This is a genomic window from Comamonas composti DSM 21721 (assembly GCF_000429845.1).
GTDB lineage: Bacteria > Pseudomonadota > Gammaproteobacteria > Burkholderiales > Burkholderiaceae_C > Comamonas > Comamonas composti.
Map to the genome: position 1 here is coordinate 200,620 of NZ_AUCQ01000006.1, position 24,189 is coordinate 224,808.

The following is a 24,189-nucleotide window of genomic DNA, read 5'->3' on the forward strand; positions in this document are numbered from 1 at the left end:
GCAATCGGGCCCGGCCGCAGCGCAGCCAGGGCCATGAAATCAGATCGAGGTCGCCTGCTGCTCGAACAGCAAGCGATGTATGCGCTGGGCTGCAGCTTGAAATTGCGCACTGCCCTGGCTGGAGAGGTCGAACTCATGGCTGTTGAGCTCGGCGCGCACGCGCCCCGGATGGGGCGAGAGAATCGCGATGCGGTTGCCCACGACCAAGGCCTCCTCAATGGAGTGGGTGACGAAGACCAGCGTAAAGCGCAGCTCCTCCCACAGCGCCAGCAGCTCCTGCTGCATCTGGCGGCGCGTAAGCGCATCCAGCGCCGCAAAAGGCTCATCCATGAGCAGCACGCGCGGCTGCATGGCCAGCGCACGCGCAATGGCCACGCGCTGCTTCATGCCCCCCGAGAGCTGATGTGGATGTACGTCGGCAAAAGGCGCAAGCCCCACCTTGGCGAGCATGGCCTGCGCACGCTCGCGCGCCTCGGCCCGGCCCGCACGGCCCGAGGCCAGCAGCGGGAACATCACGTTCTCGCGCACGGTCTTCCAGGGAGGCAGCTGGTCGAACTCCTGGAACACCGCCACCCTGTCCGGCCCCGGCCCATGCACGGGCTGGCCGTCGAGCAGGATCCGGCCTTGCGCAGGCCGCAGAAAACCGCCCAGGGCCTTTAGCAGGCTGCTCTTGCCGCAGCCCGATGCACCCAGCAGCACAAAGCGGTCGCCCTCGAACACATCCAGGCTCAGCCTGTGTGTGGCGCGCACCTTCTGACGGCTTGTGGCGTAGATCAGGCTCACGTCCTGCACCTGCAGCAGCGGCTGTATGGCAGCCGGCATTGGTGGCACTGGGTTCGCTTCCAAATCAGGAGCACTCTGCGCCTTACCAGCAAGCGCTACTGGCGATCCAAACTGAGATCTCGGCGATTCCTGCCTGGAGCCCGAGACCCGCGCCAGCGACGACCGCTGCCAGGCAGCACGGGCATTGCCCCAGGCGCTTTTGAGCCCATCCCAGCCGGCCGGACGGCTTTCAAGGCCGCTCTGTCCGGATATCAGATTCGTCATATTCATCTTCTCCCATCGCTCACGCATGGCGCAGCACGCCGCCCGACATACGCCTCAGCTTCCATTTCCCGCATGCGCCTCTTCAAAGAAATAATCCTTCCACGAGTCAGCCTGCCTCTTGAGCACACCCAGCTCATGCAACTCCTTCGCATAGACAAAGGTGCGATGCGGCACGATGGTGAAATCGTTCTCCGGGTCCTCGAGGATGCGGCGCACGAAGTCAGGCGACAGCCTGGACTTCTGCACACGGATAAAGGTTTGGGCCGCCTGCTCCTTGTTGCCCCGGATCCATTGGGCCGCTTCGTCCAGCGCAGCGTAGAAGGCCTTGTAGGTCTTGGGGTTTTCGTCGTGGAACTTCTGCGTGGTGTAGAGCACGTTGAAGCTTGCCGGCCCCCCAAGAATGTCGAAGGAGCTCAGGATCTTGTGCACGCTCTTGTTGGCCTCCAGCGCCTGGTAGTAAAACGGGGCGCTGGAGAAATGCGCAGTCACCTCCGTGCCCCCCGAGATCAGGGCGGCCGTCGCATCCGGGTGGGCCAGGCTGACCGAGATATTGTCAAAGCGCTTGAAATCGGCCTTGCCGAACTGCCTGGCGGTCTCGATCTGCAGCGTGCGGGACTGAAAGCCCACACCGGCCGCAGGCACGGCAATACGGTCCCTGGGACCCAGGTCCTTGAGCGTTTTGACCTCCGGGTTGTTGGTGATCAGATAGTTGGGCAGCGAGCCCAGCGCAGCCACGGCCTTGACGTTCTGGCGCCCGCGCGTGCGGTCCCAGAGCGTGAGCAGCGGCGGCACGCCTGCGGAAACCACGTCCAGCGAGCCCGCGAGCAAGGCCTCGTTCATTGCGGTCGCGCCCGAGATCGCCTCCCACTGCACTTTCACATCCAGGCCTTGCTGGCGGCCGTGCTTTTCTATCAGTTGCTGGTCGCGCACCACGTCCAGGATCAGATAGGCAATGCCGAACTGCTGGGCAATGCGGATACTGCCTTCGGCATGCACGCCGGTGGCACTGCCAAGCAGGGCCATGCCCAGCAAGCCTGCGATCAGCGGCGTGCGAAGCACACGGGGAAAGAGAGATGAATTCATGGCTGAGTCAGAAAGAAAGCAGACGGGACGGCCCCTGAATCCAGGGAGCGCCAGAGAAATCGCCGGGCCGTTGCGCGGCCCCGGCGCGAGAGACGGTTCAGGCCACGGGCCTGGCGCCCTCCACCGTGGTGCGATAGAGCTTGCGGCGCAGATGGGACGGCGTGCCTGCAGCCAGATGCAGCACCGCACGGTTGTCCCAGAACACCATGTCATGCGGCTGCCACTGGTGGCGGTAGACAAACTGCGGCTGCACGCTGTGCGCAAACAGCTGCTGCAGCAGCGTGCGGCTTTCGCCCTCGGACAGGCCCAGGATGCGGCTGGTGAAATGCTCGCTCACGAACAAGGCCTTGCGCCCATTGCCCGGGTGGGTATGCACCACCGGATGCACCGCAGGTCTGACCTCGGCGATCTGGGCCTGCGTGAGCGCCGGGCGCCAGGGACTTTTGGAGCGCAAGGCCTCGTAATGCAGCAGATAGCTGTGCTCGGCCTGCAGGCCTGCAAGGCGCTGCTTGAGCGTGCCGGGCAAGGCCTCGTAAGCCGCATGCTGGTCGGCAAACAACGTGTCCCCGCCTTCTTCAGGAAGCTCCTGAGCATGCAGCAGGCTGCCCAGCGAAGGCTTTTCCTTGTACGAAAGATCCGAATGCCAGAGCTGGCCTGCATCGCCCAGGCCCAGGGGCTGGCCTTGTTCATCGCGCAGATTGGAGACCTGCAGGATCTCGGGGTGGCCCGGCAGCTGGAACTGGCGCAGCACATGGATTTGCAGCGGCCCCCAGAGCCGGCTGAAGGCGACCTGCTCGGAAGGCGTGATGCGCTGGTCGCGGAACACCAGCACATGGTGCTCCCAATGCGCGCTCTGCAGACGCTCGAAATCGTCCCGGGACAAGGGACGCGACAAGTCCAGCCCCACGACTTCGGCCCCGAGCCCGCCCGCCGCACCGGGCACGGGACGGATCACAAAATCCTGTCGTCGGGGTGAAAAAACATGGTCTCGTGCGGCGAGAACGGCAGACATCGCAAAACTCCTTGGAACAGCACCTGCTGCGGCGTGCAACAGGAAATGAAGGCCAGTCTAGGAATCTTGCGGAATGCCGGGAACGAAGAAAATTTTCCTTGCTAATGAAAAAAACGTGCTTCGCCCCGAGCCGCACCGATCAAGGCAGCAGATCCAGCGCCTGCAGGTACGCAGGCTGGCGCATCAAATCGTCCCAGGCCTGGGGCACGGTATCGGGCAGCAGGGCCAGGCGACGGGATTCGGAGTCTTCGTCCGGCACCCAGCGGCCATCACGCAGCGCAGCGTCCATGCCGTCGAGCAACTGGTCCACATGCTCGCCAAAACCCAGGCTCTGGTTGCACAGCAGCACCATGTCGCAGCCGGCGTTCAAGGCCTGCAGCGCGGCCTCGGTGTAGCTGATGAGCTGGCCATTGATGCGGCGTGCCCCCTCCATGCTCAGATCGTCGCTGAAGATGGCGCCGTCATAGCGCAGGCGGCCGCGCAGAATGTCTTTGAGCCATTTTTCGCTGAAGCCTGCGGGGCGGGCATCCACCTTGGGGTAGATCACATGGGCCGGCATCACGGCGGTGAGCACGCTGGACAGCCAGGGATACGGCGCAGCGTCTTCATCCAGAATGGCCTTGAGGCTGCGCTTGTCGACCGGAATGTCCACGTGCGAGTCGGCCTGCACAAAGCCGTGACCCGGGAAATGCTTGCCACAATTTCCCATGCCGGTTTGCAGCAGGCCATGCATCAGGCTCTTGGCCAGCGCGGCCACCACGCGCGGGTCACGGTGAAAGCTGCGGTCGCCGATGACGGAGCTCCGGGAAGCGCTGGGCCGCCCCAAGCTTCCCGGGCCCCCTTGGGGGGCAGCCAGCGCCTGCGCTGGCGTGGGGGCCAGATCCGAGTAATCGAGATCCAGCACCGGCGTGAAGCTGAAGTCCACGCCGCAGGCGCGCAATTCTGTGCCCAGCACATAGCCGGCCGCTGTGGCCGCATTCATGGCGCGCATGGCACCCGCGCCTTCGCGGTATTTTTTGCCCTTGCCGTCATCCATCCACATCTCGCCCAGGGCGCGCATGGGCGGGATATGGGTGAAGCCATCGGTGCGAAAGCGCTGCACGCGCCCGCCTTCATGGTCCACGCAGATCAGCAAGTCGGGCTGCACGGCCTTGATGTCGGCGCACAGCTGCACCAGGGCCGCACGGTCGGCCCAGTTGCGCTTGAACAAAATAATGCCGCCCACCAGCGGATGGGCCAGCCGGGCACGGTCCACATCGGTCAGGGCGGTACCGGCAATGTCGATGATCAAGGGGGCGTGCAGGCGCATAAATGCTTTCAAAAAACAGATGGCTTAGCTTAAAGCCTGGTGAAATTGGTGCAGCGCAAGCACTGCACGGCCCCTGCCAGAGGCAGCCAGCAAGGGCCGCCCCGCAGCCAAGGTTGCCGTCCCCTTGTTTCCCTCTTTCAGGGGAGGGCGCCGAAGGCGACTCAGGGGGGGGAAGTTTTCTCCACTACGCAGAAGCTGGCCGCGTAGTCGGATTCGTCGGTGATCGTCAGATGCGCGCGCAGGCCGCGCTGCTCGAACCAGGTCTTGAGCTCGCCATGCAGAACCAGGCTGGGCTGGCCGCTAGGCAGCTTGATGACTTCGCAGCTGCGCCAGGTCATGGGCATGACCATGCCCATGCCTATGGCCTTGGAGAACGCCTCCTTGGCCGAAAAGCGTGTGGCCAGAAAGCGCAGGCCGCGCGCAGGCCAGCGCGCGCTGCGTGCGCGCCAGGTGATGAGCTCGCCTTCGGCCAGCACCTTTTCGGCAAAGCGCTCGCCATGACGCTCCAGGCTCTTGGCGACGCGGCGTATGTCACAGATATCGGTGCCTATGCCGTAGATCATGATTCAGCCTTAAAAGTGGCTGTAGCGCCCATGGATAAAGCGCTAGCAGCTCCTGTTTCAGGAGTTCCTGCGCAAGACCATGCCCTGGTCTATGCAGTGCTGATAGGCGCGCACGGTCTCGGCATAGCCGAGCTCCAGCGCATCGGCGATCAAGGCGTGGCCTATGGAGACTTCGAGCAGGCCGGGCACGCGCGCCACGAAGTCCGCAAGGTTGTCGCGATTGAGGTCATGGCCGGCGTTGATGCCCAGCCCCGCATCCCAGGCAGCACGGGCTGCGGCCGCATAGGCCTGGAGTTGCTGCTCCTGCGCGGGCTGGCCCCAGGCTGCGGCATAGGGCTCGGTATAGAGCTCCACGCGGTCGGCGCCCACGGCCCTGGCAGCGGCCATTTGTTCGGGGATGGGATCCATGAACAGGCTCACGCGCACGCCCAGTTGCCTGCACTCGGCGATCAAAGGGCGCAGGTGCTCGGCATCCTGCGGAAAGCTCCAGCCATGATCGCTGGTGAACTGGTCCTCGCTGTCAGGCACAAAGGTGGCCTGGTGCGGACGTGTCTGGCGGATGAAGTCCATGAGGTTCTGCGTGGGATTGCCCTCGATGTTGAACTCGGCCGCAGGCCACTGCTGCATGAGCGCGTGCAGCTCGCCCACATCCTCGGCACGGATGTGGCGCCCGTCGGGGCGCGGGTGAATGGTGATGCCCTGGGCGCCGGCTTCCAGGCAGATGCGTGCGGCACGCGTCACGCTGGGTATGCCCAGGTGGCGCGTGTTGCGCAGCAGCGCAACCTTGTTGACGTTGACCGACAGGGCCGTGCGCTGTGCAGCAGAGGTGGGGGCTTGGTTCATAGCGATTGCAAATCCATCATGAGCTGGCGGGTGCGCAGCAAGGGGCTGCCGCAATGGTATTGCAGCAGCGCCCTGAGCAGGGGCTTCAATACCTGGTTCATCTCGGACTGGGCCAGGATCTGCAGCGTGGACACGAAGGCCTGGCGCTGCTGCAGGCCGCTTTCGATGGCGCACCACTGCTGGCCGCTGAGCGCGGCACGCTCGCCGGGCTGGGCCTCGCGCAGGCCGGCCTCGGCCACCAGCGCATAGCGCTGGCCAGGGTCGAGTGCCGACAGCGTGGCGCTTTGCGCATCGAGTGCGGGCAACAGGCCCAGCTCGCGCAGCAGCAGCAGCTCGAAGCTGCGCAGCACGGGCTCCAGCGCCTCACCATGCTGGCCGGCAAGCACGCGCACCACGCCCGCGTAGATGTCGAACAACTGGGCATAGGGATCGTCACGCGCCAGCAGGCGCATGAGCAGCTCATTGAGGTACAGGCCCGAGAGCAGCGCATCGCCCGAAGGCATGACATGGCCGCCCACCCACTCCGCACCCTTGAGCGTATGGACTTCGGCATGCCCTTCGCCCCCCGAGGTGTAGTTGAGCCGCAGGGGCTGCAGCGGCAGCAGCACGGGACGGAAGTTGGAGGTGGGCCGCTTCACCCCCTTGGCCGCCAGCACCACACGCCCGCGATGGCGCGTGAAGACCTCGAGGATCAGACTGGACTCGCTCCAGTCATAGCTGTGCAGCACATAGGCCGGCTCGTCGCTGACGCGCTTGGTCGCCACGTTTTCCTATCTTGTGGTCAAACGAGCGCAATCACTTGCTGCAACCGTTTCGCCGCCGGGCCGCCCCAAGGCGAAACTCGGCGCAGCCGGTCGGGGCCCCCTTGGGGGCAGCGGCTACACGCAGTGAGCAAGCGTGGGGGCCTTTATTCATAGCCGAAGGACTTGACGCGGGCCTCGTCATCAGCCCACCCCGATCTCACCTTGACCCAGACTTCCAGAAACACCTTGGCATCCAGCAGCTTCTCAAGCTCCTGACGGGCCTCGGTGCTGATGCGCTTCAAGCGCTCGCCCTTCTCGCCGATCACCATGGCCTTGTGGCCGTCGCGCTCGACGACGATGGTGGCCGCCACGCGCATGAAGCGCTTGTACTGCTTGCTGGGCTCTTCCTCGAACTTGTCTATGACCACCGTGGAGGTATAGGGCAGTTCATCGCCCGTGAAGCGAAAGAGTTTCTCGCGCACGGTCTCGGAGGCCAGGAATTTCTCGCTGCGGTCGGTGAGCTCGTCCTCGCCGTAGAACCAGGGCTGCTCGGGCAGGTATTTCTCGCAGATGCCGAAGAGCCGCTCTATGTCGCTCTTGCTCTTGGCCGACATGGGCACGAATTCGGCGAACGGGTGGCGCTCCTGCATGCTCTTGAGCCACGGCGCGATCTCGGCGCGGCGCCCCACCTGGTCGAGCTTGTTGGCGATCAGCAGCGTCGGTATGCCGGGCTTGAACAGGCTCAGGACCTTGGCATCGGCCAGCGTGAACTGGCCGGCCTCGACCACGAACAAGATCAGGTCCACATCACCTATGGCGCCCATCACGGTCTTGTTCAGCGACTTGTTGAGCGCGGTGGAATGCTTGGTCTGGAATCCCGGCGTGTCCACGAACACGAACTGCGTGGCAGCGCGCGTGCGTATGCCCGTGATGCGGTGGCGTGTGGTCTGGGCCTTGCGCGAGGTGATGGAGATCTTCTGACCCACGAGCGCATTCATCAGCGTGGACTTGCCCACATTGGGCTTGCCCACGATGGCGATCAGGCCGCAGCGCTGGGGGCCGGTGACGGGCAGGGCCTTGTCGCTGGCACGCGACTGCTGGGCGTCGGTACGTGCGGACGCGGCTCCGGGCTTGGCCGCAGTCAGCATGGCATCGATGTCGGCAGCGGTCTGGGCCGGCGCCGAAGGCTTGTCTTGGTTCATTTCTGTCTTGTCTTGAGTGTTTGCAGCATGGCTGCAGCAGCGGCCTGCTCGGCCGCACGGCGCGAACCGCCCTGCCCCCTGGCCGAGAGCTTGAGTTCGGCAATCACGCATTCGACTTCAAAGCACTGCTTGTGAGCCACTCCCGTGATTCCCGTCACCAGGTATTGGGGCAGCTTCATGCGCCGGCCCTGCAGCCATTCCTGCAAGGCCGTCTTGGGATCTTTTTCGGCAGCACGCATCTGGGGGCTGATGTCTATGCCTTCGAACAAATGCCGCACCACGGCCTGGCCTGCGACAAAGCCGGCATCGAGGTAGACCGCGCCAATCACGGCCTCCAGAGCATCGGCCAGGATGGAGGGGCGCTGGCGGCCGCCGGACTTGGCCTCGCCCTCACCCAGGCGCAGCAAATCGGGCAGTCGCAGCCCGAGCGCAATCTGGTGCAGTGTCTCCTCCCGGACCAGGTTCGCCCTCACGCGCGAGAGGTCGCCTTCGGGCAGCGTGGCCAGGCGCTCATAGAGCAGACTGGAGATGGAGAGATTGAGCACGGAGTCGCCGAGAAACTCCAGGCGCTCGTTGTTGTCCGCTGAAAAGCTGCGGTGTGTGACCGCACGCTGCAGCAAGGCCGGGTTGGCAAATACATGCTGCAGCCTTTGCTGCAAAGCATTCAAAAGTTCATGCACCTATGAGGCCTGTTTCTTGAAACGGTATAGCAGGTAGGCCGGGCCTACCAGGGGAATCTCGCGCGTGTATTCAAAGCCCACTTTCACACGCTCATTGACCTTGGTCACGATCAGGTCCGCGCCCGAGATGGAACTGATGTCGTCAATCGCGGCTGCGCGATCAAAGACATTGCGCACATCGACCACCGAGCCGCCTTCGGCCTCGGCCTTCTTGACGGCCTTGGTGATGGCCTGATATTCGAGAAAGACCGGCAGCGATTTTGCGCCAACCGCGATCACGCACACACCAAGGGCGACCATAAACACCAGTCCCAGAAAGGACAGTCCACGCTGACGCGAACGTCTAGCAGTCAAAGCTTTCATGTTTCTTCTCCTCCTATGGGTTGGCTTGCAAGCCGGCCTGGCCGGCCCCTGGTTTTACTTGAAGCCGCCGATGCGGCTGAAATCACCAAAGTTCATCCAGACGAAGAAGGCCTTGCCGACGATGTTCTCGTCGGGCACAAAGCCCCAGTAGCGCGAGTCCAGCGAGTTGTCGCGGTTGTCGCCCATGACGAAGTAATGTCCTTCGGGCACCTTGCAGCTCACGCCCTCCACGCTGTAGCGGCAGTGATCCTTGAATGCAAAGTCGCCAGCACCCTGCACAAAGGCCGGAGCGCCAGGATTGATGATCATGCGATGCGGCTTGTCGCCGAGCTTTTCTTCAAATTGCTTGAAGTAGGCCATCACGTCGCGGTCCAGGAAATCGGGCAGCTCGCTTGCGGCAACGGGCTGGCCGTTGATCGTCAGGCGCTTGTTCAGATAGGCGACTTCATCGCCGGGGACACCGATCACGCGCTTGATGTAGTCCAGGCTGGGCTGGGGCGGATAGCGAAACACCATCACATCGCCGCGCTCGGGACTTCCCAGATCGACCACTTTCTTGTTGATCACAGGCAGACGCACGCCATAGGTGAACTTGTTCACCAGGATCAGGTCACCGACCAGCAGCGTGGGAATCATGGAGCCCGAGGGAATCTTGAAGGGCTCGAACAAGAACGAGCGCAGCAGAAAGACCACGGCGATCACGGGAAACAGGCCCGCCGTCCAGTCCAGCCACCAGGGCTGCATGAGGATGCTGGCCTTGGCCTGCTCCGACACCTCGATGTCGATCTTGGCAATGCCCTGATGGTCGAGTTCGGCACGGCGTGCAACAGCTGCCTGCTCCAGGGCCTCGGCGGCCTGGCGCCGGCGAGGCAGGAAATACAGGCGCTCGGCAATCCAGTAGCCGCCCGTGACCACGGTGGCCAGGAACAGCAGCAAGGCGAAGTTGCCGTCCATGGCTCCCATGTACCAGGCGCCGATGTATCCCACGAACGCGGCCAGCACGGCCGCCGTAATCCATTGCATTGCTTGCATCAGTCCTCCACTTGCAGGATGGCCAGGAAGGCCTCTTGCGGAACTTCCACCGAACCGATCTGCTTCATGCGCTTCTTGCCGGCCTTTTGCTTTTCCAGCAGCTTGCGCTTGCGCGACACGTCGCCGCCATAGCACTTGGCGAGCACGTTCTTGCGCATGGCCTTGACGGTTTCGCGCGCAATGATGTTGGCGCCAATCGCCGCCTGTATGGCCACATCGAACATCTGGCGGCTGATGATCTCGCGCATCTTGGCAACCACGGCCCGGCCCCGGTAGGTGGCCTGCGAGCGGTGGACGATGATGGACAGGGCATCGACCTTCTCGCCGTTGAGCAGGATGTCGACCTTGACCACATCGGAGGCACGGTACTCCTTGAACTCGTAGTCCATGGAGGCATAGCCGCGCGAGACCGACTTGAGCTTGTCGAAGAAATCCAGCACGATCTCGCCCAGGGGCATTTCGTAGGTCAGCATGACCTGGCGGCCGTGGTAGGCCATGTTGATCTGCACGCCGCGCTTCTGGTTGGCCAGCGTCATCACCGGCCCCACATAGTCCTGGGGCATGTACAGGTGCACCACGACGATGGGCTCGCGGATTTCCTGTATGCGCCCCACATCGGGCATCTTGGAGGGGTTTTCCACGTCGATGAGCTCGCCGTCGCCCTTGATCACTTCATAGACCACGCTGGGGGCGGTCGTGATCAGGTCCTGGTCGAACTCACGCTCCAAGCGCTCCTGCACGATTTCCATGTGCAGCAGGCCCAGGAAGCCGCAGCGAAAGCCAAAGCCCAGAGCCTGCGACACCTCGGGCTCGAACTGCAGTGAGGAGTCGTTGAGTTGCAGCTTCTCGAGCGCATCGCGCAACTGGTCGTATTCCGAGGCCTCGGTGGGATACAGACCTGCGAACACCTGAGGCTTGATTTCCTTGAAGCCCGGCAGGGCCGTGCTGGCCGGCCCGGCATTGTTGGGCAGCTTTTTCTCCAGCGTGATGGTGTCGCCGACCTTGGCCGCCTTGAGCTCCTTGATACCCGCGATGATGTAGCCGACCTCGCCGGCCTTCAGGGATTCGCGCGGCAGGTTGGCCGGTGTGAACACGCCCAGGTTGTTGGCCTCGTAGGCCGCGCCCGTGGCCATCATCTTGAAGCGCTCGCCCTTCTTGAGCTCGCCGTCCTTGATGCGCACCAGCATGACCACGCCCACATAGGGATCGAACCAGCTGTCGATGATCATGGCGCGCAGCGGGCCTTCGGGGTCGCCCTCGGGTGGCGGCACCTTGGCGACCACGGCCTCGAGGATCTCGTCGATGCCCATGCCGGTCTTGGCCGAGCAGGGAATGGCGTCGCTGGCATCGATGCCGATCACGTCCTCGATCTCGGCCTTGGCGTTGTCGGGATCGGCCTGGGGCAGATCCATCTTGTTGAGCACGGCCATGACTTCCACGCCCAGATCCAGAGCCGTATAGCAATTGGCCACGGTCTGGGCCTCGACGCCTTGCGAGGCATCGACGACCAGCAAGGCGCCTTCGCAAGCCGAGAGTGAGCGGCTGACTTCATACGAGAAGTCCACGTGGCCCGGAGTGTCGATGAGGTTGAGGTTGTAGACCTTGCCGTCCTTGGCCTTGTACTGCAGGGCCGCAGTCTGGGCCTTGATGGTGATGCCGCGCTCCTTCTCGATGTCCATCGAGTCCAGCACCTGGGCCTCCATGTCACGATCGGCCAGGCCGCCGCAGCGCTGGATCAGCCTATCGGCCAGGGTCGATTTCCCATGGTCGATATGCGCAATGATGGAAAAATTTCTGATGTGCTTCATCAACGAGAAAGTCGTTCAGTAAAAGTGAAATGGACGCAGCGGACGCACAAGAAAAAAGGGCGCGTCCACGAATGACGCGCCCCGAACCAACAATCTCTGGCAACTGCGATAGTTGGGTCTTTATTGTAGGCAAATTGGGCCCAAAACCAAGCCCGATCAAGGCCCTCAAGGCTTTTTCACCACGCCCGAAAGCCAGGAATCCACAGCTTATCAACAGATTGAATCAGCAGTTTTTCGTCTGCCGCTCGCTGAATCGGGCTACGTTTTGCACTGCAGGAAGTCCTGACCTAACCGGTTTCTGACGCGTCATAACGTCACACATTAGCGAGGCATTCTACCCAATGCCGCCCCTCAAGAGCCCGCTCCGGCATGGCAGCCATGGGTATTGGCCACCACGCCAGGCAGGCAGGCGCTTTGTCAGCGGCTGGGACGCACCAGCACGTACTGGGTCCATTCGCCACGGCGCACCAAAAGGTTCACGGGCTTGGACTTGTCGGCCTTGGCCCAGGCTGCTTCAAAGCTCTTGAGGCTGGTGACTTCGATGTTGGCCAGTTGCAGGATCACATCGCCCTCGCGCAGGCCGGCACGGGCTGCGGCATCGGCGGCGTTCACGATGACCACGCCGCCCTTGATGCCCAGCTCCTTCTTCTGCGCCGTCGTGAGCTCGCCCAGGGTCAGGCCCAGGGGTTTGGCCTCCAGGCTCTTGCTCTTGTCGCCATCGGCCTTGGCCTGCTGGGCGTCATCGGGCTCGACCTCGCCGATGACCATGGTCAGGTCCTTGGAGGCGCCCCTGCGGAACACGGTCAGCGTGCTGCGCGTGCCAGGCTTGGTATTGCCCACCAGGCGCGGCAGATCGGCAACCTTGTCGATCGCGCGCCCGTCGAACTTGATGATCACGTCACCGGGCTCGACACCGGCCTTGGACGCGGGCGAGTCGGCCTCCACGGCCGAGACCAGCGCGCCCTGGGACTTGCCCAGCCCAATGGATTCGGCGACCTCCTTGGTCACGGGGCCGACTTGCACGCCGATGCGTCCACGCGTGACCTTGCCCGTGGCGCGCAGCTGATCGCTCACGCGCACGGCCTCGTCCATGGGGATCGCAAAGCTGATGCCCATGAAGCCGCCCGAGCGCGAATAAATCTGGCTGTTGATGCCCACGACCTCGCCGCGCATATTGATCAGCGGGCCTCCCGAGTTGCCGGGATTGATGGCCACATCGGTCTGGATGAAGGGCAGATAGTCGCCCGTATCACGCTGTTTGGCGCTGACGATGCCGGCCGTGACCGAATTCTCCAGCCCGAACGGAGAACCAATGGCCATCACCCATTCACCGACCTTGAGGCGGTTGACATCGCCGATCTTCACCGCAGGCAGGCCCTTGGCATCGATCTTGACCACGGCCACATCGGTGCGCTTGTCGCTGCCCACAATCTTGGCCTTGAATTCACGCTTGTCGGTGAGCGTGACGATGACCTCGTCAGCACCTTCGACCACATGGGCATTGGTCATCACATAGCCATCGGCCGTGAGGACAAAGCCCGAACCCACACCACGCGGCTGCTCCTCAGCTTCGGGCTGCTGCTGGCGCGGAGCGCCTCGACGCGGCATATTCGGCACCGGCAGGCCGAAGCGGCGAAAGAACTCCAGCATGTCTTCATCCATGCCCAGGGCAGAACCTGCATTGGGAGTGACCTTCTCCAGCGTCCGGATGTTGACCACCGAGGGCCCGACCTGCTCCACCAGGTCCGTGAAGTCGGGCAGGCCGCGCACCATGCTCGCAGCGGGTGCGGCAGCCTGGGGCTGCGCCTGGGCTGCCCCTATGGGAAGCAGCAAGGCCCCGCAGGCCCCCAGGGCCAGCGCAAGGACCTGCAGCCTGGGCATCTTGCTTGCAACTGTGGTCATGATCATCCTTTCCATGTCTGTTGTTGATTGCACCTGCAGCCAGGGCCGGGTGCATGCACAAGGGCTTGGCCTGCATTCTGGCCCAGCCCATGAGGCATTCGTGTTTGAGAAGACATTGCGGGCTGCGAGTTCCCGGTTCTCAGCCTTGTGGCAGCATTTTCTGCCTGGCTCGCAAGAACAGCGCAGCTCCTTGAAAGATAGCTGCTAGCGCTTGCTATTCAAGGGTTTCATGCATGAATAATCTTGAAACCAAGATGGAGCAAGCGCTAGGCGCTCATGTATTTTCAGGGCCTGGATGCGCGCGAAGCAGCAAAGTTGGCGTTTCGCAGAAAGCTGGCCGGCATTTGCAAGGTGGCCGGGCCGTTGAACTCAGGCTGGGCAGCCAGCAGCTCGTCGAGGCGGGGATCGCGCAACATCACGCTTTGCCCGTAAGGGCTGGCCACGGCCACCACCGAGGAGGACTGGGCAATCGAGCTCAGGGGCAGCTCTGCAGAAGCCCGGGCTTGAGCGGGGGCCTGGGCTTGAGGCTGGGCGGGCTGGCCTGCACTCGCATCCAATGTCGCCACCACCGAGGTTTGCTGAGGCGAGGGGCTGCTCAGCATGACGCTCCAGCCTATGGCCGCCACGGCGGCCACCGAGGCAAAGCCCGCCGTCATCTTCCAGCGAAAAACCGAGGCGTTGGCCGCATCGTGCACGGCGGCTCCGTTGACCACGGCATGCAGGCGCTCAGGCCAGGCCACCTGCTCAAGCTCAGGAGCGGCTGCCAGTTGCGCCGCTCCGGGGCGCCGGGCCTCCTTAGCGAGCGCCGCGCGCACGCCGCCAAGCACATCGCTTTGGCAGTGGTGGGCCAGCTCCGGCGAGCGCAGCACGTCGCCCACCAGGTGGTACAGACGCCATTCCTGCTGACCCTGCTCGCTTTCCGCATAGCCGAGGACGGCCTGCAGCTCGGCTTCGGACAGCTCCCCATCGGCCAGGGCCGACAATTGTTCGCGGCTGAGTTCGCGCTTGATCAATTCATCGTTCATGGAGTCACCTGCTTGTCCATTTGAGACATCACCTCTGAAATCATCCACCGCCCTACCACGCCCAGTCACCAGCGTTTGCCCGACTGACGCTCCAGCAAGGGCTTGACCTTGACCGAAATTGCCTCCCGAGCCCGGAAAATGCGCGATCGCACCGTGCCTATGGGACAGCTCATGGCCGTGGCAATTTCCTCGTAGCTCAAACCCTCGATCTCGCGCAGCGTCACAGCCTGGCGCAAATCCTCGGGCAAGGCCTCCATGGCGGCATTCACCGCCTCGGCGATTTCTTTCGCCGCAAGCACGGTTTCGGGCGTTTCCTGGGTGATTAGTTCCTGTCCCGGCCTGGAAGTTTCATCATCGTCATCCCCAGCATGCAGCGCGGCCTCGGTGATCAGCGGCGAGCGCTTCATGTCCAGCAAGGCCTTCTTGGCCGTATTCACGGCAATCCGGTAGAGCCAGGTATAGAACTGGGCCTCGCCACGGAACTGGTGCAGCGCGCGATAGGCCCGGATGAAGGTTTCCTGGGTGATGTCCGGAATCAGATCGACATCACGCACCATGCGCCCCACAAGCCGTTCGATGCGGCGTTGGTATTTGATGACCAGCAGCTCAAAGGCCCGCATGTCCCCTGCATTCGCGCGCTCGACCAGGCTCAGGTCGCTGTCGGCAGAGGAAGGCGTAAGGTCTTTAGATGTCATGAAGTCGGTTCGAGCAGGCCTGCAGGTCAAAACAAAAAGCCGGCCAGACCTGAAGAAGGCTGATGGCCGGGGCCTTGCGGGCAATGCAACCGTACTTGTTACTTTATTGCAACTGCTGGCAAAGTCTGGGCGGGAAATATACCGCACGCCGCAATGGCCCCCATTGATGGGGGCTGAGCTCCTGCGCCAGCCACAGCCAGCGCGGGCTCCTGAGCCAGGGGAGCCAGGCCTCCCGGGCTTGAACATTGGCCTGCAGCCAGAGCCAGGCTCCGCCATCGGCCCAGACCTGCAGCAGCACGGGCCTGGCCTGCTCATCGACCTCCAGCCACCATTGCCGGCCATCCCAGGTCAGTGCCCCCCGGGCCAAACCCTGCCAGCCGTGATGCAGGCTCCAGGCCAGAAGCAAAATCAAGACCAGCCCCGATGACTGGCGCGCCAGCCCCGCCCCCGGCTGCAAGCCCCAGAACAGAAGAAGCCCTGCGGCAGCCAGCCAGAGCACGCACAGCAGCCTGGCCAAGGCCCTTGGGCGTTCGAGCGGATAGCGAAGAGCAGGAGGTGCTTCACGTGTGGACATGCAGCCCAGTGTCGCAAATCCAGAGCCTTGCGCCCAGTCCCGCCAAGATGCGAAAAACCCGCCTTCTCCAGGAGAGAAGCGGGTTCGGGAGTTTGGACGAGCCGCGTTGCGGCTCGCAAACAGGCATTAGATGCGCTTGAACACCACGGTGCCGTTCGTGCCGCCAAAGCCGAAGTTGTTCTTGACGGCGATCTGCAACTTGGCATCGCGTGCCGTGTTGGCACAGTAGTCCAGATCGCACTCCGGATCCTGATTGAGCAGGTTGATGGTCGGAGGAATCTTCTGGTGATGCAGAGCCAGCACCGTGAAGATGCTTTCTATGCCACCAGCGCCACCCAGCAAGTGCCCGGTCATGGACTTGGTGGAGCTGACCACCACGCGCTTGGCATGCTCGCCCAAAGCCGCCTTGATGGCATTGGTTTCGTTGAGATCCCCGAGCGGGGTGGAGGTGCCATGCGCGTTCAGGTAATCGACCTCGTCGGCATTGATGCCGGCGTTGCGCAGGGCTGCCAGCATGGCGCGGCGCGGGCCGTCCATGTTGGGTGCCGTCATGTGGCCGGCATCGGCACTCATGCCGTAGCCGCCGAGTTCGGCGTAAATCTTGGCTCCACGCGCCTTGGCGTGCTCGTACTCCTCGAGCACCATCACGCCGGCGCCCTCGCCCAGCACAAAGCCGTCACGGTCCTTGTCCCAGGGGCGGGAAGCGGTCTTGGGGTCGTCGTTGCGCGTGGACAGCGCACGCATGGCAGCAAAGCCGCCCACGCCCAAGGGCGATACCGTGGCTTCGGTGCCGCCGGCAACGATGATGTCGGCATCGCCATATTCGATCAGGCGCCCAGCCTCACCTATGCAGTGCAGGCCTGTTGTGCAGGCCGTCACCACGGAGAGGTTCGGGCCCTTGAAGCCAAAGCGCATGGAGACATGACCGGCCACCATGTTGATGATGGAAGCTGGCACGAAGAACGGAGTAATCCGGCGCGGACCGCGCGCGGCCAGCTCCGCATGGGTGTTCTCGATCAGCGGCAAGCCGCCGATACCCGAGCCGATCACGCAGCCTATGCGCGTAGCAAGGTCTTCGGACAAGGCCTCGCCCATGGGCAGGCCTGCGTCCCGCACGGCTTGCTCCGCAGCCGCGATGCCGTAATGGATGAAGCTGTCCATGGAGCGCGCATCCTTGGCGCTCATATAGGACTCCACATCGAATCCCTTGACCTCGCCCGCAATCTTGCAGGAAAAGTTCGAGGCATCGAACTTGGTGATGAGGTCAATACCGGACTGACCGGCCAAAAGATTGGCCCAGGCTTGCTCCACCGTGTTACCCACGGGAGTGATACAGCCCAGGCCGGTCACGACAACGCGACGACGGCTCATGCGTAAAACCTTATGCTGATCGCTCGGGATAAGGCCTTAGGCCTTTTGGTGGGTATTGGCGTAGTCGATGGCGTTTTGCACCGTCGTGATCTTTTCCGCGTCTTCGTCGGGGATCTCGATGCCGAATTCATCTTCCAGGGCCATCACCAGCTCTACCGTGTCCAGGGAGTCGGCACCCAGGTCGGCCACAAAGGCCTTTTCGTTGGTGACTTGAGACTCTTCCACGCCGAGTTGCTCGGCAATGATTTTTTTGACACGTGCTTCGATATCGCTCATGGTTTCCCTCAGGGGGTTGTGAATGAACCCGCGATTCTAGCCGGTTCGGGCAGTGAGCCCTTTTCGGCCGGCCGTCGCGAGGAAACGGCCTTAGGGGTTGCAGGCTTGGGCAGCTTCTGGCATATGCCACCCAAATTTGCAATTACATATACATGCCGCCGTTGACGTGCAGCTCCTGACCCGTTACATAGCCTGCTCCCGCAGAGGCCAGATAGGCCACGGCATGGGCTATGTCGCTGGGCTTGCCCAGGTCACCCATGGCGATCTGGGCCTTCAAGGCCTTTTTCTGCTCTTCAGGCAGCTCGGCCGTCATGTCGGTGGCAATAAAGCCCGGGGCCACGCAGTTCACGGTGATGCCGCGGCTGCCCAGCTCCTTGGCCAGAGCACGCGTCATGCCGGCCACACCGGCCTTGGCTGCCGCATAGTTGGCCTGACCGGCATTGCCGGATGCGCCAACCACGCTGGTGATGCTGATGATGCGGCCAAAGCGCTGCTTCATCATGGGTCGAATAACCGCACGGCTTACCCGGAATACGGCCTTGAGATTGGTGTCCAGCACCGCATCCCAGTCCTCATCCTTCATGCGCATGGACAACTGGTCACGCGTGATGCCGGCGTTGTTCACCAGCACATGCAGGCCACCTTCGTTCTTGGCAAGTTCTTCCACCAGGGCCTCGACAGCTGCGCCGTCCGTGACATTGAGGTTGACGCCCCGGCAGCCGGGAAATGCAGCCAGGGCCTGGCTGATCTTTTCGGCGCCGCTGTCGGTGGTGGCCGTGCCGACCACCTTGTAGCCGCGCTGGGCCAATTCGCTTGCAATCGCAGCGCCTATGCCGCGCGAAGCCCCGGTCACCAGGGCAACCAGAGGAGTGTTTTGCGTCTCAGTCATGCCAGCAATTGTTTCACGTCGGCCAGCGTGGCCGTGTCATAAAGGGCTGCAGCCGTCAGGTCGGCGTCAATACGCTTGGTCAGACCCATGAGCACCTTGCCCGGACCACACTCGACCAACTGCTGTATGCCAAGGCCCTTGATGGCCTGCACGCACTCGACCCAGCGCACCGGACCAAAAGCCTGGCGATACAAGGCTTCGCGTATGGCATCGGCATCCTGCTGCACTGCGACGTCAATGTTGTTGATCACAGGAATTTCAGGGACGGCGAGCACGGTTTCGGCCAAGGCCGCCTTGAGCTTTTCAGCTGCCGGCTTCATCAGGCTGGAGTGAAAGGGTGCCGATACAGGCAGGGGCAAGGCGCGCTTGGCGCCTGCGGCCTTCACCGCTTCGCAGGCCTGCTCCACGGCCAGCTTGCTGCCCGCAATCACGGTCTGGGCCGGATCATTGAAGTTCACCGCCTCCACGACTTCAGAGCCTCCCAGCTGTGTCGTGACTTGCGCGCACACAGCCTTGACCTTTTCCGCATCCAACCCCAGCACGGCCGCCATGGCACCCGTTCCCACGGGCACGGCCTCCTGCATGGCCGCTGCACGCAGGCGCACCAGCGGTGCAGCCTGGGCCAGGGTCAAGGCCCCCGAGGCCACCAGAGCCGAATATTCACCCAGGGAATGTCCTGCCACAGCATCAGGCAAAGCCCCACCCTCGGCCCGCCAGACACGCCAGGCCGCGACACCGGCCACCAGCATCACGGGCTGGGTATTGGTGGTCAGGGCCAAAGCTTCCCTGGGTCCTTGCTTGATCAGCAGCCCCAGGTCTTCTCCCAGCGCTTCGGAAGCCTCGGCCAGGGTCTGAACCACGACGGGGTGATCACCCCAGCCATCGAGCATGCCCACCGACTGCGAGCCTTGACCAGGAAAGACAAAAGCGAATTTCTTCATGGTTTCTCAATCAAAAGCGCCTGTAGCGCCCACACATCAAGCGCCAGGCGCTACAACTTCAAGAGCACGGCGCCCCAGGTGAAGCCCCCGCCCACGCCTTCCAGCAGCAGGGTCTGACCTGGCTGGATCTGACCCGAGCGCACGCCATGATCCAGAGCCAAAGGAATGGAAGCCGCCGAGGTATTGCCATGCTCGCCCACGGTGACGATGACTTTCTCCATGGGCAGCTTGAGCTTCTTGGCCGTGCTCTGCATGATGCGGATATTGGCCTGATGGGGAATCAGCCAGTCGATATCGGCATCCGTGAGACCAGCCTTGTCCAGCGTAGCGCGTGCAGCTTTTTCGAGCACGCCCACGGCCAGCTTGAACACGGCCTGACCATCCATCTTGAGCAAAGGATCACCCAGCACATTGCCGCCCGAGACATTGCCGGGCACGCACAGAATCCCCACATGCTTACCGTCCGCATGCAGATCGGCCGCCAAAATACCGGGCTGCTCCGAGGCCTGCAGCACCACGGCGCCGGCACCGTCGCCGAACAGCACGCAGGTCGTGCGGTCGCTGAAATCGAGTATGCGGCTGAACACCTCGGCCCCCACGACCAGGGCACGACTAGCCGCACCCGTCTTGATCATGGCATCGGCCACCGTGAGCGCGTAGACGAAACCGCTGCACACGGCCTGCACATCAAACGCAGGACAGCCATGGGCTCCGAGCTTGTCTTGCAGGATGCAGGCCGTCGACGGGAAAATCATGTCCGGCGTCGAGGTCGCAACAATGATCAGATCGATATCCTGGGGCGTGCAGCCTGCGGCCTCGATCGCCTTCTTCGAGGCCTCCAGCGCCAAGTCGCTGCTGGCCACATCGGGAGCGGCGAAGTGACGGGCATGGATGCCGGTGCGGCCAACGATCCATTCATCCGAAGTCTCTATACCGCGCTGAGCCAGCTCGGCGGCCAGGTCCTCGTTGCTGAGGCGGCGCGGCGGCAGATAACTGCCCGTGCCTGTGATGCGTGAATAGCGTCTCATCTTTTGTATTAAGAAGCCGCCGTTCCTTGTTCCGCCTGCGCTGCCAGCAGCAAGGGCAGTGCAGCGGTGATGCGGGTGCGGACACGGTCTAGCAGGTTGTTGCGGGCCGCATCATACGCGCGGTTCAAAGCGTGCTCAAAAGCCAATGCGTCTGCGGAACCATGGCTTTTGAACACCAGCCCCTTGAGGCCGAGCAGTGCAGCGCCGTTGTAGCGCCGGTGATCAACACGCTTCATCAAGGCAGTTAGCACGGGATAAGAGATGATAGCCGCCAGTTTGGTGAAGATGTTGCGCTTGAACTCCTCCTTGAGGATGCCTGAAATCATCGAGGCAACGCCTTCGGTGGTCTTGAGGGCCACATTGCCGACAAAGCCATCACACACCACGATATCGACCACGCCCTTGAAGGTATCGTTGCCCTCCACATTGCCGTGGAAGTTCAAATGCCCTGCCTCGCCCGCTGCACGCAACAACTCACCCGCACGCTTAATGACTTCGCTGCCCTTGATCAGCTCTTCACCGATGTTGAGCAACCCCACTTTGGGGGCCTCGGTGTTCTTGAGTGCAGACACCAGAGCCGAGCCCATGACCGCAAATTGCAGCAAATGCTCGGCCGTGCAGTCCACGTTGGCCCCAAGGTCCAGCATGGTCGTATCACTGCCCTTGGCATTGGGTATGCCAAAGGCGATGGCGGGGCGGTCTATGCCCTCTAGCGTCTTGAGCAGATAGCGGGAAATCGCCATCAGCGCACCCGTGTTTCCGGCCGAGACTGCCGCAGCCGCCGCGCCTTCCTTGACCTGCTGCACGGCCACACGCATGGATGAATCTTTTTTCTTGCGCAGCGCCACTTCAACCGAATCATCCATGCCGACGACCTCCGTAGCCGGCACCACGGTTGCACGCTCATGCTTGAAATTGGCCAGCGCCAGGGGCTGCCCCACCAGCAGCAAGCGGGCATCCGAGTGAGAGTCAAGAAACTTGCGGCATGCCGCAAGCGTCACACGGGGGCCGTGATCGCCCCCCATGCAGTCAATCGCCAAAGTGATCATGGACTACTGGCAAGCCTGCTGCCTGGCTTGAGTGTGGAGATATGCAGCGATGGGGAAAGCCCGAAAAAACAAAAGCCCGCGCTACCAAGCCTGTAGCAGCGGGCTTTATGGAAGCCGTCTGGATCAGGCTTCGGACTTGTTCTTCAGAACCTGGCGGCCACGGTACACGCCGTTGGGGCTGATGTGGTGACGCAGATGGGTTTCGCCGGTGGTGGGCTCCACGGCGATGCCAGGCACGTTCAGTGCATTGTGCGAACGGTGCATGCCGCGCTTGGAGGGAGACTTTTTGTTTTGCTGAACAGCCATGATGGCTCCTGTGTATCTTGAAAGGGTTGGTAAAAAACGCGATCAGCCCATTAAAGACACGAGGGGATTCGCGCGAAGCCGCAGATTATAGCGCAAATGCCTTTTCTGCCCCCAAGGTCTTGATAGTGACTTTTCACTGATGAATTCATTGCACGAATTGTGCAAAAGGACCACAAGGCCCTGCAACTGACGCAGCCCCACTCCAAGCAACGCTTACTTCTTCAAGTCAAGTTCGCGCAATGCCGCAAACGGATTGACCTTTTCGGTATTCGCCTGCTCGAAATCGGCGTCGCTGGAGCTCATGCGCGGCTCGCCAGGGCAACTGTCATGGCGCGGCACAACCGGCAGCTCCATCAACAACTCGTCCTCCACAAGTTCGAGCAGATTGAACTCACGGCTCAACGCCAGCACGTCCTCTTCGCTGTCATTGTCCTCTTCTTCGGCCAAGGCCTCATCGGCAACAAAGCGAAAAGACCTATCCACCTCAAGGGAGATAGGCGCCAGGCTCAGGCAGCGCTGACACACCATGGGGACAACCGCCTGGGCCTGCAGATGCAGCCAGACATGGCCCGGTCCGCCAGTTTGCTCCTGAAGCTCGCCCTCGGCCCGCCACTGCACCTCAGGCACACCCGCCCCCCCCTGGGCTTCAGCAGCCAGGCGCGGCAGCGCGCCCAGCGGCGCCTGTCCCTGCAAATGACCGGCTGACTGCGCAAACGCATGTACATCGAGACGGCTCGCATTAAATTCCTTGCTCATCGGGGCAGTGTAAGAGAATCCGGGCATGCAAGATTCACATCCTTTCTCGCGAACACTGATTCTGGGCTCCACCTCGCGCTACCGGCGCGAGCTGCTTGAACGCCTGCGCCTGCCTTTCGAGACCGTCTCGCCCGAAGTCGACGAAACGCCCCTGCCCGGCGAAGCCCCGCGCGCGCTGTCTGCACGGCTGGCCCTGGCCAAGGCCCGCGCCGTCGCAGCCCTGCACCCGCAGGCTCTGGTCATAGGTTCGGACCAGGTCCCCGAACTCGATGGCCTGCCCTTGTCCAAGCCCGGCAACCATGAGCGCGCGACCGAACAGTTGCGCCTGATGAGCGGAAGGCAGATGAACTTTCATACCGCCGTCAGCCTGGTCTGTCTTGAGTCGGGCTTCGAGCAAAGCGATGTGATCACGGTACAGGTGCGGTTTCGGGAGCTCGGCGACGCCGAGATAGAGCGCTATCTGCGCGCCGAACAACCCTATGACTGTGCGGGCAGCGCCAAAAGCGAAGGCCTGGGCATTTCGTTGCTGGATGCCATCGTCAGCGATGACCCGACGGCGCTCATAGGCCTGCCCTTGATTCGCACCAGCCAGATGCTGCGCGCCGCCGGAGCCATACTGCCATGAGCAACAAGCACGGACGTCTGTATCTGGTGCCTGCGCCGCTGGACTTTGGCTGCGAAGAGCAGATCGCACTCACCGAAGTTCTCCCCCAGGGCACGCTGCGTGAAGCCGCCCGTATCGGCCACTGGATTTGCGAAAACGCCAAAAGCTGCCGCGCCTATCTCAAACGCGTGGGCGAAATCCATGCGCTGACCCAGCCCTTGCAGGCCCAGCAGATCACCGAGTTGCCGCGTGCAGCACACAAAAAGGGCGACCACGGCGCCAAGGGCAGCGCCGTCTTTGATGCCAAGCCCTTGCTGGCCCCCTTGCTCCTGGGCCATGACATGGGTTTGATCAGCGAAGCCGGCATGCCTGCCGTGGCCGATCCCGGAAGCTCCATCGTGCGTGCCGCGCATGAGCTTGGCGTTGCCGTCATTCCGCTCGTGGGCCCTGTCTCCCTGCTCATGGCCCTGGCAGCCAGTGGGCTCAACGGCCAAAGCTTTGCTTTCGTGGGCTATCTGCCACAAGCTCCAGCCGAACGTGGCCAGCGCATCAAGGAACTCGAGGCCCTGGCCCTGCGCCAGGATCAGACCCAGCAGTTCATCGAAACGCCCTACCGCAACCAGGCCTTGTGGCAAGCCCTGCTGCAGAGCTTGCAGCCCAACACCCGCCTGGCCCTGGCCAGCGGCATCAGCCTGACCAGCGCGCGCCTGCAAAGCAAGCTGGTGCGCGAGTGGCGCCAAAACCCCGAGCCTCCCGACAACCGCGTGCCCACGGTTTTCTCGATAGGAAGGTAGCCCCCTGAATCGCCAAGAACGTGTTTACGATCTCTTCCGAAGGGGAGCGACAGCATCACTGCGGGACGGCTTTTGCTCGCGGCCTCTGACGTTCAGCCACGCCGACTTGTACGCTGCGCGCCCTTGGCCTTGCCACACAGTCTCTCCAGGATTGATACCAGATAACTTTGCTTGCAAGGCCCGGCGCCATGGATGACGCACACAAAAAATCCCGCTTCGCGATGCAGCGGGATTTGCTCATAAAAAAATAGCTGCAAGCGCCTGATAGATAAGCGCTGCAGCCATTTTTTCCTT

Annotated in this window: 26 protein-coding genes; 2 read left to right on the forward strand and 24 right to left on the reverse strand. The window is 62.6% G+C overall.

Features of this window, described 5'->3' with window-relative positions; translation table 11 throughout:
- Positions 1-39 precede the first annotated feature (39 nt).
- The 24 genes from G486_RS21635 to G486_RS0106015 all read right to left on the reverse strand — a co-directional run bounded on the left by G486_RS21635 (position 40) and on the right by G486_RS0106015 (position 22,497).
- Positions 40-822 (reverse strand): ABC transporter ATP-binding protein, encoded by a 783-nt coding sequence (locus G486_RS21635; protein ID WP_034386749.1) that lies wholly within the window; start codon positions 820-822, stop codon positions 40-42.
- 279 nt (positions 823-1,101) lie between these two features.
- Entirely contained in the window at positions 1,102-2,070 is a 969-nt protein-coding gene (locus tag G486_RS0105905) for an ABC transporter substrate-binding protein (protein ID WP_245587258.1), read from the reverse strand.
- Positions 2,071-2,227: 157 nt separating this feature from the next.
- A complete protein-coding gene (locus G486_RS0105910; protein ID WP_027014707.1) occupies positions 2,228-3,142 on the reverse strand; it encodes a TauD/TfdA dioxygenase family protein in 915 nt (304 codons plus the stop codon).
- A gap of 139 nt (positions 3,143-3,281) precedes the next feature.
- The gene (gene nagZ, locus G486_RS0105915) at positions 3,282-4,451 is read right to left on the reverse strand and encodes a beta-N-acetylhexosaminidase (protein ID WP_027014708.1); all 1,170 of its coding nucleotides are present in this window, start codon (positions 4,449-4,451) and stop codon (positions 3,282-3,284) included.
- A 161-nt stretch (positions 4,452-4,612) separates the two neighbouring features.
- Positions 4,613-5,014 (reverse strand): holo-ACP synthase, encoded by a 402-nt coding sequence (gene acpS / locus G486_RS0105920; RefSeq protein WP_027014709.1) that lies wholly within the window; start codon positions 5,012-5,014, stop codon positions 4,613-4,615.
- Between the two features lie 57 nt (positions 5,015-5,071).
- Positions 5,072-5,857, reverse strand: coding sequence for a pyridoxine 5'-phosphate synthase (locus tag G486_RS0105925; RefSeq protein WP_027014710.1), 786 nt, complete (start codon positions 5,855-5,857; stop codon positions 5,072-5,074).
- The gene (gene recO / locus G486_RS0105930; RefSeq protein WP_027014711.1) at positions 5,854-6,621 is read right to left on the reverse strand and encodes a DNA repair protein RecO; all 768 of its coding nucleotides are present in this window, start codon (positions 6,619-6,621) and stop codon (positions 5,854-5,856) included. The genes G486_RS0105925 and recO overlap by 4 nt, the downstream gene beginning before the upstream one ends.
- 143 nt (positions 6,622-6,764) lie before the next feature.
- Complete coding sequence (gene era / locus G486_RS0105935) at positions 6,765-7,802, reverse strand: GTPase Era (RefSeq protein WP_027014712.1); 1,038 nt, start codon at positions 7,800-7,802, stop codon at positions 6,765-6,767.
- Positions 7,799-8,482 (reverse strand): ribonuclease III, encoded by a 684-nt coding sequence (gene rnc, locus G486_RS0105940; RefSeq protein ID WP_027014713.1) that lies wholly within the window; start codon positions 8,480-8,482, stop codon positions 7,799-7,801. The genes era and rnc overlap by 4 nt, the downstream gene beginning before the upstream one ends.
- Entirely contained in the window at positions 8,483-8,845 is a 363-nt protein-coding gene (locus tag G486_RS0105945) for a DUF4845 domain-containing protein (RefSeq protein ID WP_027014714.1), read from the reverse strand.
- A 54-nt stretch (positions 8,846-8,899) separates the two neighbouring features.
- Complete coding sequence (lepB, locus tag G486_RS0105950) at positions 8,900-9,877, reverse strand: signal peptidase I (protein WP_027014715.1); 978 nt, start codon at positions 9,875-9,877, stop codon at positions 8,900-8,902.
- Complete coding sequence (gene lepA / locus G486_RS0105955) at positions 9,877-11,685, reverse strand: translation elongation factor 4 (protein WP_027014716.1); 1,809 nt, start codon at positions 11,683-11,685, stop codon at positions 9,877-9,879. Before lepA ends, lepB begins: the two co-directional genes overlap by 1 nt.
- 417 nt (positions 11,686-12,102) lie before the next feature.
- The gene (locus G486_RS0105960) at positions 12,103-13,587 is read right to left on the reverse strand and encodes a DegQ family serine endoprotease (protein WP_027014717.1); all 1,485 of its coding nucleotides are present in this window, start codon (positions 13,585-13,587) and stop codon (positions 12,103-12,105) included.
- Between the two features lie 284 nt (positions 13,588-13,871).
- On the reverse strand, positions 13,872-14,612 hold the full coding sequence (locus tag G486_RS0105965) for a sigma-E factor negative regulatory protein (RefSeq protein WP_027014718.1): 741 nt from the start codon (positions 14,610-14,612) through the stop codon (positions 13,872-13,874).
- A gap of 65 nt (positions 14,613-14,677) precedes the next feature.
- Complete coding sequence (rpoE, locus tag G486_RS0105970) at positions 14,678-15,307, reverse strand: RNA polymerase sigma factor RpoE (RefSeq protein ID WP_027014719.1); 630 nt, start codon at positions 15,305-15,307, stop codon at positions 14,678-14,680.
- 103 nt (positions 15,308-15,410) lie between these two features.
- Positions 15,411-15,881 (reverse strand): hypothetical protein, encoded by a 471-nt coding sequence (locus G486_RS21640; RefSeq protein WP_156919910.1) that lies wholly within the window; start codon positions 15,879-15,881, stop codon positions 15,411-15,413.
- A gap of 126 nt (positions 15,882-16,007) precedes the next feature.
- Complete coding sequence (fabF, locus tag G486_RS0105980; RefSeq protein ID WP_027014720.1) at positions 16,008-17,252, reverse strand: beta-ketoacyl-ACP synthase II; 1,245 nt, start codon at positions 17,250-17,252, stop codon at positions 16,008-16,010.
- A 36-nt stretch (positions 17,253-17,288) separates the two neighbouring features.
- A complete protein-coding gene (gene acpP, locus G486_RS0105985) occupies positions 17,289-17,528 on the reverse strand; it encodes an acyl carrier protein (RefSeq protein ID WP_003058049.1) in 240 nt (79 codons plus the stop codon).
- Positions 17,529-17,670: 142 nt separating this feature from the next.
- Positions 17,671-18,417, reverse strand: a complete 747-nt coding sequence (gene fabG, locus G486_RS0105990; protein ID WP_027014721.1) for a 3-oxoacyl-ACP reductase FabG — start codon at positions 18,415-18,417, stop codon at positions 17,671-17,673.
- Entirely contained in the window at positions 18,414-19,358 is a 945-nt protein-coding gene (gene fabD / locus G486_RS0105995; RefSeq protein WP_027014722.1) for an ACP S-malonyltransferase, read from the reverse strand. Before fabD ends, fabG begins: the two co-directional genes overlap by 4 nt.
- A 50-nt stretch (positions 19,359-19,408) precedes the next feature.
- Positions 19,409-20,386, reverse strand: a complete 978-nt coding sequence (locus G486_RS0106000; protein WP_027014723.1) for a beta-ketoacyl-ACP synthase III — start codon at positions 20,384-20,386, stop codon at positions 19,409-19,411.
- Positions 20,387-20,394: 8 nt separating this feature from the next.
- Positions 20,395-21,435: a phosphate acyltransferase PlsX gene (plsX, locus tag G486_RS0106005; protein ID WP_027014724.1), complete on the reverse strand. Its 1,041-nt coding sequence runs from the start codon at positions 21,433-21,435 to the stop codon at positions 20,395-20,397.
- 123 nt (positions 21,436-21,558) lie between these two features.
- Positions 21,559-21,741, reverse strand: coding sequence for a 50S ribosomal protein L32 (gene rpmF, locus G486_RS0106010; protein ID WP_012207072.1), 183 nt, complete (start codon positions 21,739-21,741; stop codon positions 21,559-21,561).
- Between the two features lie 213 nt (positions 21,742-21,954).
- The gene (locus G486_RS0106015; protein ID WP_027014725.1) at positions 21,955-22,497 is read right to left on the reverse strand and encodes a YceD family protein; all 543 of its coding nucleotides are present in this window, start codon (positions 22,495-22,497) and stop codon (positions 21,955-21,957) included.
- A gap of 25 nt (positions 22,498-22,522) precedes the next feature.
- Here G486_RS0106015 and G486_RS0106020 point away from each other — a divergent pair, with 25 nt between their 5' ends.
- Both G486_RS0106020 and G486_RS0106025 read left to right on the forward strand, forming a co-directional pair.
- Positions 22,523-23,122 carry a Maf family nucleotide pyrophosphatase gene (locus G486_RS0106020; RefSeq protein WP_027014726.1) on the forward strand — a complete coding sequence of 200 codons (600 nt, stop codon included), beginning with the start codon at positions 22,523-22,525 and terminating at the stop codon, positions 23,120-23,122.
- Positions 23,119-23,895, forward strand: coding sequence for an SAM-dependent methyltransferase (locus tag G486_RS0106025; RefSeq protein WP_027014727.1), 777 nt, complete (start codon positions 23,119-23,121; stop codon positions 23,893-23,895). The genes G486_RS0106020 and G486_RS0106025 overlap by 4 nt, the downstream gene beginning before the upstream one ends.
- Positions 23,896-24,189: the final 294 nt, after the last annotated feature.

What these genes read in the sequence shown, in the direction of transcription:
- G486_RS21635 (WP_034386749.1), bottom strand. Translation starts at nt 822, where the DNA reads ATGCCGGCTGCCATACAGCCGCTGCTGCAGGTGCAGGACGTGAGCCTG.
- G486_RS0105905 (WP_245587258.1), bottom strand. Translation starts at nt 2,070, where the DNA reads ATGGCCCTGCTTGGCAGTGCCACCGGCGTGCATGCCGAAGGCAGTATC.
- G486_RS0105910 (WP_027014707.1), bottom strand. Translation starts at nt 3,142, where the DNA reads ATGTCTGCCGTTCTCGCCGCACGAGACCATGTTTTTTCACCCCGACGA.
- nagZ (WP_027014708.1), bottom strand. Translation starts at nt 4,451, where the DNA reads ATGCGCCTGCACGCCCCCTTGATCATCGACATTGCCGGTACCGCCCTG.
- acpS (WP_027014709.1), bottom strand. Translation starts at nt 5,014, where the DNA reads ATGATCTACGGCATAGGCACCGATATCTGTGACATACGCCGCGTCGCC.
- G486_RS0105925 (WP_027014710.1), bottom strand. Translation starts at nt 5,857, where the DNA reads ATGAACCAAGCCCCCACCTCTGCTGCACAGCGCACGGCCCTGTCGGTC.
- era (WP_027014712.1), bottom strand. Translation starts at nt 7,802, where the DNA reads ATGAACCAAGACAAGCCTTCGGCGCCGGCCCAGACCGCTGCCGACATC.
- G486_RS0105945 (WP_027014714.1), bottom strand. Translation starts at nt 8,845, where the DNA reads ATGAAAGCTTTGACTGCTAGACGTTCGCGTCAGCGTGGACTGTCCTTT.
- lepB (WP_027014715.1), bottom strand. Translation starts at nt 9,877, where the DNA reads ATGCAAGCAATGCAATGGATTACGGCGGCCGTGCTGGCCGCGTTCGTG.
- lepA (WP_027014716.1), bottom strand. Translation starts at nt 11,685, where the DNA reads ATGAAGCACATCAGAAATTTTTCCATCATTGCGCATATCGACCATGGG.
- G486_RS0105960 (WP_027014717.1), bottom strand. Translation starts at nt 13,587, where the DNA reads ATGACCACAGTTGCAAGCAAGATGCCCAGGCTGCAGGTCCTTGCGCTG.
- G486_RS0105965 (WP_027014718.1), bottom strand. Translation starts at nt 14,612, where the DNA reads ATGAACGATGAATTGATCAAGCGCGAACTCAGCCGCGAACAATTGTCG.
- rpoE (WP_027014719.1), bottom strand. Translation starts at nt 15,307, where the DNA reads ATGACATCTAAAGACCTTACGCCTTCCTCTGCCGACAGCGACCTGAGC.
- G486_RS21640 (WP_156919910.1), bottom strand. Translation starts at nt 15,881, where the DNA reads ATGTCCACACGTGAAGCACCTCCTGCTCTTCGCTATCCGCTCGAACGC.
- fabF (WP_027014720.1), bottom strand. Translation starts at nt 17,252, where the DNA reads ATGAGCCGTCGTCGCGTTGTCGTGACCGGCCTGGGCTGTATCACTCCC.
- acpP (WP_003058049.1), bottom strand. Translation starts at nt 17,528, where the DNA reads ATGAGCGATATCGAAGCACGTGTCAAAAAAATCATTGCCGAGCAACTC.
- fabG (WP_027014721.1), bottom strand. Translation starts at nt 18,417, where the DNA reads ATGACTGAGACGCAAAACACTCCTCTGGTTGCCCTGGTGACCGGGGCT.
- fabD (WP_027014722.1), bottom strand. Translation starts at nt 19,358, where the DNA reads ATGAAGAAATTCGCTTTTGTCTTTCCTGGTCAAGGCTCGCAGTCGGTG.
- G486_RS0106000 (WP_027014723.1), bottom strand. Translation starts at nt 20,386, where the DNA reads ATGAGACGCTATTCACGCATCACAGGCACGGGCAGTTATCTGCCGCCG.
- plsX (WP_027014724.1), bottom strand. Translation starts at nt 21,435, where the DNA reads ATGATCACTTTGGCGATTGACTGCATGGGGGGCGATCACGGCCCCCGT.
- rpmF (WP_012207072.1), bottom strand. Translation starts at nt 21,741, where the DNA reads ATGGCTGTTCAGCAAAACAAAAAGTCTCCCTCCAAGCGCGGCATGCAC.
- G486_RS0106015 (WP_027014725.1), bottom strand. Translation starts at nt 22,497, where the DNA reads ATGAGCAAGGAATTTAATGCGAGCCGTCTCGATGTACATGCGTTTGCG.
- G486_RS0106020 (WP_027014726.1), top strand. Translation starts at nt 22,523, where the DNA reads ATGCAAGATTCACATCCTTTCTCGCGAACACTGATTCTGGGCTCCACC.
- G486_RS0106025 (WP_027014727.1), top strand. Translation starts at nt 23,119, where the DNA reads ATGAGCAACAAGCACGGACGTCTGTATCTGGTGCCTGCGCCGCTGGAC.